We start from the raw sequence: 12,416 nt of genomic DNA, 5'->3' as shown, positions 1-12,416 counted from the left end.
GCTTTCGATTCGAAAAACAAGCAGCTGATTACTCAGCTGCTTGTTCATTTATTGATCATGTTGTGCATGGTGTCACTTTGCTGATTGTTAATATGTGGATTTTTTTGCATTTCTGTAATAAGCATATCAAGCGTTTGTGTATACTCTTTGTCGTTGAGTCTGCCGGATTTTAGTCCTTCCATTTGAGACATAAGCTTTGTTTCTGTAGATACGTATACGTGATAGTAGCTTGGTACGACCGAAAGTGCGGTCTTTTTCACTTGGTCTGCAACGAGCTTCGGATCCGTTGTATTGGCGCGATATACAACAAAGATTTCATCGTCTGTTACAAGTGTAGCGGCATCTGTTACGTCAGGCAGTTTTACTTCCAGGTCGGTAATGATATTCGCAAGGTTTCCGCGATTTACATAAGCAATGCGGCTCGTATCATTCGCGCTTGTCACATTGCTTTTTTGCATACGGGAATAACCCATTTTCGTTGTGCTGTAATCTGCATTGCGTTTACCTGTCAGCGGTTTTCTTTCATAAATGTCCTTTTTATTGGAAAGAAGGACGCTGCTTCCCTCTTCTTGTTTAAGGACATCTTTTTTCTTCACTGCAGCGGCATTGTTCGCTTGGCATGCCGTGAGCAACGAGAAACTGGAGATTATCACAGCCAGAAATTTTCTCAATGGTTCCACCTCCTTATCCTTATCATTTGTCATGAGGGACTTTTTCAACTTAGAAATTGTTGGCTGCCCTTCTTTGTGATAGGATTAGGATAATACTGTTCAGAAAGGAATTTGCGGAAGATGGAAAAGCATGAGGTGAAGAAAAACGTTTTTGTAAATAATATGTGCTATGAAATCGTACAGGAGTACCGCAATGGTTTTAACGAGGAAGCGTTTAAAGATCGCTATGCGGAAATTTTAAATAAATATGATTACATTGTAGGGGACTGGGGCTACAACCAGCTTCGCCTTCGAGGTTTTTTTGATGATCAGAATCAGCGTGCCACCTATGACACACGCATCAGCACGTTATCGGAGTATTTATACGAATTCTGTAATTTCGGATGTGCGCATTTTGTCCTGAAAAAGGTGAAAAAATAAAGCGTGCAAGCTTAGCTTGCACGCTTTATTTTGTAAGGATAAGTAAGTCTAAAGTTTTAAGATGTTTCTAAACGGCTCCGCTTTTCTTGGTGTCCAGCTCCGCCGGCTAGGTGCTGCCACCAGAGAACCTCCGCCGCATAAGATGAAACTTCATCTGTGGAGGTGTTTTTCCTCCACAGATGTTAGTTGAATCAATCGGGCTCTTAGCGTCCGTTTGTCTACCTTGTCTAAACATCTAAGTTACGGACGCTTAGAGCGGGATAAAGGCAAAAAACGCCTTTAAGGGCGGAGAACCTCTGGTTCTGCACCTCGAAGGCTGCGCTTTTCTTAGATCACTTCATACAAGAACAAACGAAGCTCTTCCGCTGTTTCCTCATCCAGGTTATAAGCGAATTCTAAATAGCCAGGTTCGTCCAAATCATCCTTACCGATAATGGCGAATTTGTTTCTTAGAATATCAAGAACCAATACTTTGCCGTAATAGCGGTCAGAGAACATCAATGCCAAGTCATGGCGCTGACTTTCCCCCATAAAGCTTATGAAACGCGTTTGTGTTGCAATCGTATCATCATACAGAAAAAAACGTTCTCCCATATTTCCCCGCTCCTTTAGATGTTTAAGTTTAGGTAAGGCTTATGATCTAAATGATGGTGCGCTTTTACGTAGCGCACTGTTTTTGTTTTGGCGCGCATAACGATGGAGTGTGTCTCTACCAAGTTTCCTCCAAGGAACTTTACTCCTTCTAACATTTCGCCAGAGGATACACCTGTTGCTGCGAAAATTGCGTCATCGCCTGCTACTAAGTCTTCCATGTGCAGAAGCTGGCGAGGATCTTCAAGGCCCATGCGGCGGCAGCGTACTTCCTCCTCTTCATTCATGGGAACGAGGCGAGCCTGCATTTCTCCGCCTAAGCATTTTAAAGCAGCGGCAGAAATTACGCCTTCCGGTGCGCCGCCGGTGCCGACAAATAAATCAATGCCTGTCCATTGCAGCGCCGTTGCGATAGAAGCACCCACGTCGCCGTCTCCAAACAGCTTTACGCGTGCTCCTTTGGCACGAATGCGGTCGATTAGTTCTTGATGGCGATCGCGCTCCTGAATGATAACCGTTAAATCACGAATACGCTTATTGTTTGCTTCTGCTACAATTTCAATTGTTGTTTCAATCGGATCATCCAAGCTGATTTTCCCAGCCGCGTTCGGCCCGACTGCGATTTTTTCCATATACATATCCGGTGCATGCAGCAAATTGCCTTTATCCGCGATAGCGATAACAGCCATTGCGTTCGCATGTCCCTTTGCGACAATATTTGTACCTTCCAACGGATCAACAGCAATATCCACTTCCGGTCCGTTGCCTGTCCCTAATTTTTCTCCAATATACAGCATCGGCGCTTCATCAAGCTCGCCTTCTCCGATAACGACTGTTCCAGCCATGTTCACAGAATCAAACATGGTACGCATGGCGGTTGTAGCTGCATCGTCTGCTTCATTTTTCTTGCCACGTCCCATCCATTGAGCAGAAGCAAGAGCAGCGGCTTCTGTTACCCGAACAATTTCTAACGCTAGTTCACGATCCAAAATGACATTCCTCCAATTTCAGAAATCCAACCATTACAACTATAACAGAGAAAAAAGAAAAGGGGAATTTGGAAAATAGTCGATTTTTTACTGGTAAAGAAGTACAATAAGGATGAAAGTTTATTGAAAGTGCTTTAATTTCCAGTTAGAGGGTGACGATATGTACTTTGTTGATCGCAGAAAAATTGAGCAAACACTGCAATGCTTAGAACAAGCAACAGAAGTATTCTTATCTACGGAAGAATATGCAACACCAATAGAAAAATATGCATTAGAGCGTATCGCTCATTTAATGGTAGACTCTGTTTTGGATGTCGGGAATGCGATGATTGATGGATTTATTATGCGCGATCCAGGCAGCTATGAAGACATCATCGAGATTTTGATGGATGAAAAGGTCGTTGATGCACAAGAAGGAGAACAATTGAAAACGATTGTGCGTCTGCGAAAAGTACTTGTGCAAGATTATATTCAAATGCAGCACGAACAAGTGTTAGATACATTAAAAGAACACATCGCCACGATTCAAGCATATCCTGCCTGTATTCGTCGCTATCTTGAGCAAGAGCTCGGTCCTGTATCCGCGTTCACGAATTCATAAGAACAAGTGAATAAAAAAACCGTTGATAGTGGGGAGAGATCATCCGGCGACGTGCGGAAGCGGTTAAACCTTTCGTTTCATGCAAGGGTAAACCAGAGAGAAGAAGCATATCATACTTCCTTTTTGTTACACATAGCACATGGAAATGTCGAAATTATCATTCACTCATATATAGCTGGTGAGCTAGACATGCCCCAGGTTTTGCAATTCCTTATTCTGGAAAAAACGCTTTGTGCCAAAGCGTTTTTTTCTGTTTACAAACAGGTTATTATAAAAAGAGAGCATACATACAAAGGAGCATCAAATTATGAAAAAATATAAAGCATATTTAATTGATTTGGACGGAACTATGTACCGGGGCGAAGAGAAAATTGAAGAGGCAAGCGATTTCGTGAAGGTATTAGCGGAAAACAATATTCCCTACTTATTTGTCACAAATAACTCTTCCCGCAAGCCGGAGCAGGTTGCGGGGAAGCTGATGAGTCTCGATATTCCCGCAACACCGGAGCATATCTTCACGACAAGCATGGCGACTGCTAACTATATTTACGAGCGTAATCCGAACGCTTCAATTTACATGATTGGGGAAGAAGGGCTGCAAGCGGCTTTGGAAGAGAAAGGATTTACGTTTGACGATGAAAACCCGGATTATGTGATTATGGGGATTGACCGTGAAATTACGTATGAAAAGCTTGCGAAGGCTTGTTTGGCTGTGCGGCGCGGCGCAGTTTTCATTTCCACAAACGGAGATATTGCACTTCCGACTGAGCGGGGCTTGATGCCGGGCAACGGGTCTTTAACCTCGGTAGTAGCGGTTTCTACACAAGTGCAGCCCGTTTTTATAGGCAAGCCGGAGTCCATCATTATGGAGCAAGCTCTGAAGGTAATCGGCATCGGTAAGGAAGATACGTTAATGGTGGGAGATAACTACGACACGGACATTTTGGCAGGTATTGATGCAGGTATAGATACGCTCCTTGTGCATACGGGCGTGACAACACCGAAGAAGCTCACAGAATATAACACACAGCCTACTCATGTCATTCATTCTTTGACGGAGTGGCTGGAGAAGATATAAGGCGTAAAAAGCATGACGAATAAGCTGTCATGCTTTTTTTGATAAAAATGAGAGAAACCGGACAAAAACCACCCGATTCTTTTTAGATGGGCATAGTGCTCCTGCCGAGTATAGTAGCGGTCAAACCCTTCGCCCCTCCCTTGTGTCTTTTTACTAAACAGCTTTGTGCATCCTGCGAACAGAATGGAGAGAGCACGGAATTTTATACTTTCTTACTTTATAAAAAAGTTTTGATTCTGCACCTCGAAGGCTGCGCTTTTCTTGGTGTCCAGCTCCACCGGCAAGCTCCCGTCTGAAAAATAACCTTCCCCATTGTATTGCCAAAAAGCGGCTTTAATGGTGAAGAACATTTTCCAGAGGGAGCTGAACGAGCCGGTCCCGCTTTTCTTGGTGTCCAGCTCCGCCGGCTAGGTGCTGCCACCAGAGAACCTCCCCCATAAAGGCAAAAAGCGCCTTTTTGGGGGGAGAACCTCTGGTTCTGCACCTGAACGAGCCAGCTGCGCTTTTCTATTCTGAATGGGCCGCGCGATGCGCTAAGCGGCTTGATGCTGCAGCGGCGATGGCGCCTACAATATCATCAAGGAATGTGTGTACATAGCCTGTGGATTTATCATTTAAAAACTTTAAAATTCCCGGTTTTAGTTTATCGATATAACCAAAATTCGTAAAGCCGATGGAACCATATACGTTTACGATGGATAAAGCGATGACCTCATCAATGCCGTATAAGCCTTCATCACGCTTGACGATGCTTTGCAGCGGTTCCTCAAGCATGCCTTTTTCCGCAAGCATATCCAGCTGAATGCCTGTTATGAGAGCGTTTTGCACTTCACGTTTGGACAGTACCCGCTCCACATTATAGCGGCATTCTTCTATTGTTAAATTCGGGTGATATTTTTCCTGCAAGAAGTAGACGAGCTCTGCAATGTCCTCTATTTTTACGCTGCGCTGCTTCAGTAATTCCAGTGCTTTTTCTTCGATTTGGTTTCCTTTGTTCATCGTATCACCTTTTTTCTTTTTAATATTGTATACGTGAGACAGTCTTATTATGTGAGCGGGCTTGGAGCGAAAGGGCTATTAAAATCAAACCGCCCCTCATATATATAATAGCGGAGGTGGGCGCATGAAACACGAGCTGTTTGAGCACTATCAGATGCAAGTGAATGAGCTGTCTATGCTCGGCGGCTATCAAAGCTTTTGGATTCGCAACAAGGTGTACTTCCTCGTTCCTGTCGGCAAGTTTCAGGAGGAAGAGCTTGTTGAAATGAAAAAGCTCAGCGATTTTATGATGGAGCAGGGAGATTTGTCCATCGCTTCGTTTGTCCCAAACGTACAAGGATATTATGTAAGCGAAATTCAAAATACAAATTACTGCTTGCTGAGGGCTATGAGGCAAGCAGACAGACAGGCAGTAAGCGAAGGAAAAGAGCTTGCCTTGTTCCACCGCAGGGGCAGGCTGTATCCTGATGAAATTACTGAGCTGAGCCGTATCGGCGAATGGAGAGCGCTTTGGGAGAAACGCCTTGATCAGCTCGAAAAATTTTGGCAGGGGCGCCTTGCGAATCACCCTGTTACTTCATTCGAGAAATTGTTTATTGATTCCTTCCCTTATTACTTAGGATTAGCTGAAAATGCGATTCAATATGTAGTGGATACAGAGTTGGACGATGAACCGCAGCTCGCGGATGCGGCAACTATATGCCAGCAGCGGTTTACTCCTCAAACATGGCAGAGGACAAAGCGGCTGAAGGTGCCGGTTGAATGGGTGTATGATCATGCAAGCCGCGATTTGGCCGAGTGGATTCGTCATACATATGAAGAATCTGGAAATGAAGCCGAAGAAATCATCATGCAGTTTCTGCAGGACTATGAAAGCGAAGGTCCATTATCAGCATTCGGCTGGCGGCTTTTATTTGCCCGTCTGCTGTTTCCGCTGCGCTACTTTGAAACGGTAGAAGGCTATTATTTGAGCAGAAACGAAGAACAAAAAAGTATCTATCAAGATCATTTGGAAAAAATTATTAGTGAGGCTAAGCAAACTGAACAATTTTTAGGCGGTTTTTATAAGATGATTCGTCTTCCTATCGAGAAGCTGGGAATTCGAGAAATCGATTGGCTCAGCATATAAAAAAAGAGACCTGCTAAAGGTCTCTTTTCAATGCAGGCAAGGTGAGCGCTGCAATTAGAAAACTTGCTCTACTTCAATAACGCCAGGCACTTCTTCTAGAAGCGCGCGTTCGATACCTGCTTTTAATGTGATTGTAGAACTTGGGCAGCTGCCGCAAGCACCCATAAGGCGCAGCTTAACGATGCCTTCTTCAATATCTACCAATTCTACGTCTCCGCCGTCGCGAAGCAAGAACGGACGTAATTTATCTAATACTTCTTCAACTTGCTCAAACATTTGTTGGTTTTCCATTATTATCGACTCCTTTCCTCAATTTTATTATAATCAGTATAAGGAGAAAAATCTATTCTATACTACTGGCGTTTTTTAGTATATGCATCAGGACAACTCTTGGGGAGGGGAAAATATGGTGAAAATCAGTGTATACGGGGCAAAGGTGATTTGTGCCAGCTGTGTCGGGATGCCGTCTTCAGTTGAAACATTTGAATGGCTGCAGGCAGCGGTGGGCCGTAAATATCCGGAACATTCATTTCAGTTTGAATATATCGACATTTTCGAAGAGCAGACGGAAGAAGAGAAACGAGCATTTACGCAGCGCGTCATTGATGAGGATTTATTTTACCCGGTTGTGCTTGTGAATACAGAAATTGTCGGAGAAGGAAACCCGCGTTTGAAAGATGTATATGAAGAAATTGATAAATATTTGAAAGTGACCTGAGCAAGGTCACTTTCAAATATAAATAAGAAGCCTGTTCGTTAAACAGGCTTCTTATTTGAGCTGTGCTCTCTTATTGAAGAACGTTTTATATCCCAGCTGAACAAATAGCATAACCGTCAGAGAGGCACTTCCGGATAGCCCTAACATAATAGCGATTTGATATTCGATTGCGACTAGAGGGGAAACCCCGGATAAAATTTGCCCTGTCATCATCCCTGGCAAAGTGACAAGGCCCATTCCTACCATAGAGTTAATGGTCGGCATGATGGCCGCATCAAAAGCTTGCTTTACAACAGGACGGGCCGCTTGCTTCGGTGTTGCCCCAAGCATCAGCGCGCCTTCTATAGCACCCCGTTCTGTTTTCATTCCGTGTAAAAGCGTATGCGCTCCCAGTGAGATACCGGTCATTGCGCTGCCGATGATCATTCCTGTAATAGGAACAACGTATTGCGGGTCATACCAAGGTTTATGAGCTATGACAATAAAGATAAAGAACAGCAGCGGACCGAACGTACCCGCAACCATGGAAATGATGATGACATGCTTTAATGACTTTGTTAACCCTTGCTGCACTCTTTTAAAAACATTCAGAATAGCAAAAGTTTCAATTAAGATCATAATAAAAATGGTAGAAATCGGATTTTTATGATCGAATATGTAAGTTAAAACATAGGCGACAAGTACAAGCTGAATCGTCATGCGAAGCGTTGCGATGGTAATCTCTTTTTCGCGCGGAATGCCTATCCAACGCACAAGACCGATTAAAATGATAATGAAAATATAAGCGGCACCTAACTGCCAAATTTGTAATTCAATTACGCCCTTCACCTGGAAACTTCCTTTCTTACGGCGCCATGCTCTTTACTAATTTCCACCATATCATCTGCAGCTTCTTCTGCAAGGGTACGGGAATGAGTAATCATAATGACCGTGTTCTTCTTATCCTTTGCTTCTTTGATGAATTGTGTCATGACGATATGCGCAGTGTTCTCGTCCAGAGCAGAAGTAGGTTCGTCCAATAGAAATACAGCTGGATCCATCAGGAGCACGCGCGCCAAAGCAAGCCGCTGCTTTTCGCCGCCTGACAGCTGTTCTGCATTATCCTCTAATGATTTTTCCAAGTGAACGGTTTGCAGCGCACGATGCAGTTCTTTTTCATTTGCAGCGGATTTTTCGGAAAAGTATAAGCCCATCAGAAGGTTTTCCTTTACTGTTCCTTCAAAAATAGGAGGTGTTTGCCCGAGCATAACAACTTCTCTTCTGAGCTGTATAGGTGAGTATGAAGAAATTGGCTCTCCTCGATACAAGACTGTCCCGCTATCAGGTGAATGCATATCATTCAGCATTTTTAGCAGCGTCGTTTTGCCGCTTCCGCTTTCGCCGATTATGCATGTAACCTTTCCTTCTTGGATGGTAAGCTCAGGGATATGTAAAATATCTTTATAAGATACATTTTGCAGTGTAAACATGTCCAAACTTCCTTTCTGCGGCAGCTAGTGTTATGGTAACAAATACGGAACGAATGAGACAGAAACCTGCTTCACGGCACAAAAAGCTTCGCCGTCAGGCGAAGCTTTTCTTAAAAGATAAGAATTTATAAAATTCTGCGCTCTCCATTCTTTTGTATGTCGCAGTATGCGGCATACAAAAGAACAAGCCTATGTGCTTAGTAAAAAGACACAGGGAGAGTGTCTTAAAGGATTTGACCGCTACTATATTCTGCAGGTGCTCTACGCCCGTTTAAAAAGAATCGGACGGTTTTTCGCATTAACCGTTATGGTGTTTATACATCCAGAGGAGGCCTGATTTAAGTAAGCGAGGTACGCGTCCCATCAGAGCTTGGTTTGCGAGTAAACCGAAGCCATGTTTTTTGCCGAGAGATCCGAGAACACCTTTTAATTTGATAACAGGCAATTCTTCTGGAAGCTCTTCGTTGTTCCACCGCTTTTGCATAACAGATACAATTTGCTCTGCTTGTCCTTCTGCAAGTTGGGCTGAAGGTGCATGTGGAAGGCTTGCGCAATCGCCAAGCACGTATACATTTTCATATCCAGGGATATTGTGATATTTCGTTAAAATTACGCGCCCGCTGCTATCCTTCTCAACAGGCATCTGCTGCACAACTGTGCTCGCTTGAATGCCGGCAGTCCATACAATAGCATCACATGAAATAGCTTCCTCATGGTTGTACACAGCACGAGGCTCTACTTTCGTAATATTAGAATTTCGAATGATTGTGACACGGTTTTTTACAAACCAATCTTCTACATAATAGCTTAGCTTTTCCGGGAACATAGACAGGATGCGATCGCCTCTGTCAAATAGAAGGATGTTTAAGTCAGGACGGCTTTCACGAAGTTCGCTCGCAACTTCAACACCGCTTAAGCCTGCGCCGACGATACCGACTGTTGCATTTGGCGTTAAACCGTTCAATTGCTGATATGTGTGTCTTGATTTTCCAATGGATTGTACGCTGCAAGTGTATTCTTTCGCCCCAGGAACGTTGTGATATTTGTCTTCGCAGCCTAGGCCGATAATCAGATTGTCGTAAGCTACAGTTTCTCCGTGCTGTAACTCTATTAAATGAGCATCAAGGTCTATGTTAACAATCGTACCGTATTTAACGGAAAGACGCTGATGCTCCGGAAACGGAATGCGAATATGTGTCTCTGAAATAGTTCCGGCAACTAAGGCGTAATATTCTGTTTTAAAGCAGTGATATGGTACCTTATCAATAAGTGTGATTTGGACATCGTCCGGAAGGTTAGGAAGAAGACGCTGTAAGATTCTCATTCCACCGTATCCGCCACCGAGAATAACGAGGTGCTTCATGATGGATAGCTCCTTTGCATTTAGAATTAATCGCCTAATCATAAATTTGTTTATACAAAAAGTTTTTGAACTTTACCCATCAAGATTATAACGAATTCGTGAAAAAATAACAATGTATATCTGTACCTTTTCGAAAGATATATATGAAAAACAAAGAAGTTGACGAGCTTTATAAAACGGTTTACAGTAACGATAGTAGCGAGGTGAAAAAAGTGTTCAAGCCATTAATCGAATTTTGCGTAAGCAACTTGGCAAACGGATCGCAGCAAGCGCGTGCGGTGCTGGAAAAGGATCCGAATCTGGATGTAATTGAGTATGGCTGTCTCGGCTATTGCGGGGTTTGCTATGAGGGACCGTATGCGATGGTGAACGGAGAAGTAGTAACAGGCAGCACGCCGGATGAGCTGATTAAAAATATATATGATCATTTGGAAGAAAATCCGATGTTTTAAGCACTGCGCAGCAGTGCTTTTTCATTTGGAAAGAGTAAAAGACGAGCGATTGGAAAAATCTAAAAAGGACTATCATAACCGAGATGAACGTATATGAGCGTCCTTTGGAAACTATATATAACTGAATAAAAAAATCGTCTTTTTATAGTGGGGCGAGAGCATCCGGCGGCGTGCAGAAGCGGTCAAACCCTTGGTCCATGCAAGGGTAAACCAGAGAGAGGAAGTAAGTGCCCATGCCGTTTTGTTCGAAATAGCAAATGAAAACGTCGAAATTATAAATCATTTATATATAGGCGGCTTGTTTGGGCAGCGATCTTTGCGGGCTGGGCATTCAGACGTGTGGCAATTGCGGGAATGTTCATTTGAGGACACGCACGAAAGCAAAAAAAGAAAAGCCCTGGCAAGAGGACTTTTCTTTTTTATTATGAGAAACGGGGGATATTTCTATTGTGTTCCAAAATCACTCATTTTATACTTAGAACAATAAAAATTTTTGGAGTGGAAGCGAATGAAGCAATTTTCTTTTACGAAAATGCATGGGTTAGGAAACAATTATATTTATGTTAATCTATTTGAAGAGCAGTTAGAAGAAGATATGCTGCCGGAGTTAGCCCGCCAGGTATCTAATATTCATACAGGAATCGGCTCAGACGGCATGATCCTTGTTTGTCCGTCAGAAAATGCTCCTGTGAAAATGAGAATTTTTAATAAAGACGGCTCTGAAGCAAAAAGCTGCGGTAACGGCTTGCGCTGTGTAGCCAAGTATGCCTACGAGCATAAACTAGTGAATGATACAGTATTCTTAATTGATACGATATCTGGACCTGTTAAAGCCGAAGTAACAGAAGAAGCAGGGCGTGTTCGATACGTAACAATTGATATGGGGCAGCCGCGTCTGAAGCGCATCGATATACCGATGCTCGGGGAAGGCGAAGACCCATTCATTATTGAGCCGTTCTTGTTCAATGGAGAGCGCTATGATATCACGGCCGTTTCTATGGGAAATCCGCATGCGGTTATGTTTGTGGAGGATATTGAAAAAGCGCCGCTTACAACACTGGGCCCGGTACTGGAAACGCATGAATTGTTCCCGGAAAGTGTGAACGTAGAGTTTATTGAAGTGATAAACAGTACGGAAATGCATTTTCGCGTATGGGAAAGAGGATCAGGCGTAACACAAGCATGCGGTACAGGTGCGTGTGCGGCGGTTGTGGCTGCTGTTTTAAATGAGAAGATAGCTAAAGGCAGCGAGATTACGGTGCATCTTGCCGGGGGTGATCTATTTATTACGTGGACAGAAGATGGAAACGTATTGATGAAGGGCCCTGCTGAAACGATTTGCACTGGCATATACTACTATTAAGTCGCTCTGTTTGAGAGGGTATAAAGAAGAAGGTATAATGGAATAAGAAAGGAAGGTGTTTCTATGATTATTGTAACAGAACAAGCAGCTTACCAAATTCAAGATATGATTAAGCAAGCGGATGAAGGAGAGCAGTATGTGCGTCTTGCGGTGAAGGGAGGCGGCTGCAGCGGTCTTTCCTACGGCTTAGGTTTTGAACAAGAAGCTGGTGCAAACGATGATGTATTGGAATTTTACGGTGTAAAATTCGTCATTGATAAACAAGATGCGCCCATTTTAAAAGGCGTGAAAATCGACTATAAGGAGTCCATGCTTGGCGGCGGCTTTACGATCGACAATCCGAATGCCATCGCGACATGCGGGTGCGGCTCTTCTTTTAAAACGGCAACAAATGCAGGTACGCCGGAGCAGTGCTAACGCATACCCGTCAAATCAACGTTTTTAGTATCGAGATATGAGCGTTCAATCTTTTTTGTAAACAAATAGCGCATAAGTGTAGCGTAAGAACGAGGGCGGTAAATAACGCCTAAAATCTGCGCATACACAAGTGTTCATGAGCCTATACTCAACTCT

General features: G+C 43.5%; 16 protein-coding genes. 8 read left to right on the top strand and 8 right to left on the bottom strand.

Annotated features, from left to right (window positions below; genetic code table 11):
- Positions 1-44: 44 nt before the first annotated feature.
- A complete protein-coding gene (locus H540_RS0113525) occupies positions 45-671 on the bottom strand; it encodes a YhcN/YlaJ family sporulation lipoprotein (RefSeq protein ID WP_028401130.1) in 627 nt (208 codons plus the stop codon).
- Between the two features lie 120 nt (positions 672-791).
- Between H540_RS0113525 and H540_RS0113520 the strand changes: the two genes are divergently transcribed.
- The gene (locus H540_RS0113520) at positions 792-1,091 is read left to right on the top strand and encodes a YutD family protein (protein ID WP_034670998.1); all 300 of its coding nucleotides are present in this window, start codon (positions 792-794) and stop codon (positions 1,089-1,091) included.
- A gap of 327 nt (positions 1,092-1,418) precedes the next feature.
- Here the strand turns inward: H540_RS0113520 and H540_RS0113515 are convergent, their stop codons facing one another.
- Both H540_RS0113515 and glpX read right to left on the bottom strand, forming a co-directional pair.
- Positions 1,419-1,685: a DUF3055 domain-containing protein gene (locus H540_RS0113515; protein WP_028401128.1), complete on the bottom strand. Its 267-nt coding sequence runs from the start codon at positions 1,683-1,685 to the stop codon at positions 1,419-1,421.
- A gap of 14 nt (positions 1,686-1,699) precedes the next feature.
- Positions 1,700-2,671 (bottom strand): class II fructose-bisphosphatase, encoded by a 972-nt coding sequence (gene glpX, locus H540_RS0113510; protein WP_028401127.1) that lies wholly within the window; start codon positions 2,669-2,671, stop codon positions 1,700-1,702.
- 160 nt (positions 2,672-2,831) lie between these two features.
- On the opposite strand from glpX, the gene H540_RS0113505 reads away from it, so the two are divergent.
- Both H540_RS0113505 and H540_RS0113495 read left to right on the top strand, forming a co-directional pair.
- On the top strand, positions 2,832-3,272 hold the full coding sequence (locus H540_RS0113505; protein ID WP_028401126.1) for a DUF86 domain-containing protein: 441 nt from the start codon (positions 2,832-2,834) through the stop codon (positions 3,270-3,272).
- A gap of 307 nt (positions 3,273-3,579) precedes the next feature.
- Positions 3,580-4,350 carry a TIGR01457 family HAD-type hydrolase gene (locus H540_RS0113495; RefSeq protein ID WP_028401124.1) on the top strand — a complete coding sequence of 257 codons (771 nt, stop codon included), beginning with the start codon at positions 3,580-3,582 and terminating at the stop codon, positions 4,348-4,350.
- A 507-nt stretch (positions 4,351-4,857) separates the two neighbouring features.
- Here H540_RS0113495 and H540_RS0113490 read toward each other — a convergent pair.
- Entirely contained in the window at positions 4,858-5,349 is a 492-nt protein-coding gene (locus H540_RS0113490; protein WP_028401123.1) for a phosphatidylglycerophosphatase A family protein, read from the bottom strand.
- 124 nt (positions 5,350-5,473) lie between these two features.
- Between H540_RS0113490 and yutH the strand changes: the two genes are divergently transcribed.
- A complete protein-coding gene (gene yutH / locus H540_RS0113485) occupies positions 5,474-6,478 on the top strand; it encodes a spore coat putative kinase YutH (RefSeq protein WP_028401122.1) in 1,005 nt (334 codons plus the stop codon).
- A gap of 54 nt (positions 6,479-6,532) precedes the next feature.
- On the opposite strand, the gene H540_RS0113480 is transcribed toward yutH, so the two are convergent.
- The gene (locus H540_RS0113480; protein WP_028401121.1) at positions 6,533-6,769 is read right to left on the bottom strand and encodes a NifU family protein; all 237 of its coding nucleotides are present in this window, start codon (positions 6,767-6,769) and stop codon (positions 6,533-6,535) included.
- A 115-nt stretch (positions 6,770-6,884) separates the two neighbouring features.
- Here H540_RS0113480 and H540_RS0113475 point away from each other — a divergent pair, with 115 nt between their 5' ends.
- A complete protein-coding gene (locus H540_RS0113475; RefSeq protein ID WP_028401120.1) occupies positions 6,885-7,196 on the top strand; it encodes a YuzD family protein in 312 nt (103 codons plus the stop codon).
- Positions 7,197-7,247: 51 nt separating this feature from the next.
- Here the strand turns inward: H540_RS0113475 and H540_RS0113470 are convergent, their stop codons facing one another.
- The 3 genes from H540_RS0113470 to H540_RS0113460 form a co-directional block, all read right to left on the bottom strand.
- Positions 7,248-8,024, bottom strand: coding sequence for an ABC transporter permease (locus H540_RS0113470; protein ID WP_028401119.1), 777 nt, complete (start codon positions 8,022-8,024; stop codon positions 7,248-7,250).
- A complete protein-coding gene (locus tag H540_RS0113465; protein WP_028401118.1) occupies positions 8,021-8,665 on the bottom strand; it encodes an ABC transporter ATP-binding protein in 645 nt (214 codons plus the stop codon). Before H540_RS0113465 ends, H540_RS0113470 begins: the two co-directional genes overlap by 4 nt.
- A 298-nt stretch (positions 8,666-8,963) precedes the next feature.
- The gene (locus H540_RS0113460) at positions 8,964-10,028 is read right to left on the bottom strand and encodes an NAD(P)/FAD-dependent oxidoreductase (protein WP_028401117.1); all 1,065 of its coding nucleotides are present in this window, start codon (positions 10,026-10,028) and stop codon (positions 8,964-8,966) included.
- Positions 10,029-10,240: 212 nt separating this feature from the next.
- Between H540_RS0113460 and H540_RS0113455 the strand changes: the two genes are divergently transcribed.
- From H540_RS0113455 to H540_RS0113440, 3 genes are all read left to right on the top strand, one after another.
- Positions 10,241-10,480: a YuzB family protein gene (locus H540_RS0113455; RefSeq protein ID WP_028401116.1), complete on the top strand. Its 240-nt coding sequence runs from the start codon at positions 10,241-10,243 to the stop codon at positions 10,478-10,480.
- A gap of 508 nt (positions 10,481-10,988) precedes the next feature.
- Positions 10,989-11,843: a diaminopimelate epimerase gene (gene dapF, locus H540_RS0113445; RefSeq protein WP_028401114.1), complete on the top strand. Its 855-nt coding sequence runs from the start codon at positions 10,989-10,991 to the stop codon at positions 11,841-11,843.
- A 63-nt stretch (positions 11,844-11,906) separates the two neighbouring features.
- Positions 11,907-12,260, top strand: a complete 354-nt coding sequence (locus H540_RS0113440; protein ID WP_028401113.1) for a HesB/IscA family protein — start codon at positions 11,907-11,909, stop codon at positions 12,258-12,260.
- Positions 12,261-12,416 lie beyond the last annotated feature (156 nt).

Origin of the sequence: Ectobacillus panaciterrae DSM 19096 (assembly GCF_000430785.1) — a bacterium.
GTDB lineage: Bacteria > Bacillota > Bacilli > Bacillales > Bacillaceae_G > Ectobacillus > Ectobacillus panaciterrae.
This window is presented reverse-complemented; position numbering and strand designations above follow the sequence as displayed.

What these genes read in the sequence shown, in the direction of transcription:
- H540_RS0113520 (WP_034670998.1), top strand. Translation starts at nt 792, where the DNA reads ATGGAAAAGCATGAGGTGAAGAAAAACGTTTTTGTAAATAATATGTGC.
- H540_RS0113515 (WP_028401128.1), bottom strand. Translation starts at nt 1,685, where the DNA reads ATGGGAGAACGTTTTTTTCTGTATGATGATACGATTGCAACACAAACG.
- H540_RS0113505 (WP_028401126.1), top strand. Translation starts at nt 2,832, where the DNA reads ATGTACTTTGTTGATCGCAGAAAAATTGAGCAAACACTGCAATGCTTA.
- H540_RS0113495 (WP_028401124.1), top strand. Translation starts at nt 3,580, where the DNA reads ATGAAAAAATATAAAGCATATTTAATTGATTTGGACGGAACTATGTAC.
- H540_RS0113490 (WP_028401123.1), bottom strand. Translation starts at nt 5,349, where the DNA reads ATGAACAAAGGAAACCAAATCGAAGAAAAAGCACTGGAATTACTGAAG.
- yutH (WP_028401122.1), top strand. Translation starts at nt 5,474, where the DNA reads ATGAAACACGAGCTGTTTGAGCACTATCAGATGCAAGTGAATGAGCTG.
- H540_RS0113480 (WP_028401121.1), bottom strand. Translation starts at nt 6,769, where the DNA reads ATGGAAAACCAACAAATGTTTGAGCAAGTTGAAGAAGTATTAGATAAA.
- H540_RS0113475 (WP_028401120.1), top strand. Translation starts at nt 6,885, where the DNA reads ATGGTGAAAATCAGTGTATACGGGGCAAAGGTGATTTGTGCCAGCTGT.
- H540_RS0113465 (WP_028401118.1), bottom strand. Translation starts at nt 8,665, where the DNA reads ATGTTTACACTGCAAAATGTATCTTATAAAGATATTTTACATATCCCT.
- H540_RS0113460 (WP_028401117.1), bottom strand. Translation starts at nt 10,028, where the DNA reads ATGAAGCACCTCGTTATTCTCGGTGGCGGATACGGTGGAATGAGAATC.
- dapF (WP_028401114.1), top strand. Translation starts at nt 10,989, where the DNA reads ATGAAGCAATTTTCTTTTACGAAAATGCATGGGTTAGGAAACAATTAT.
- H540_RS0113440 (WP_028401113.1), top strand. Translation starts at nt 11,907, where the DNA reads ATGATTATTGTAACAGAACAAGCAGCTTACCAAATTCAAGATATGATT.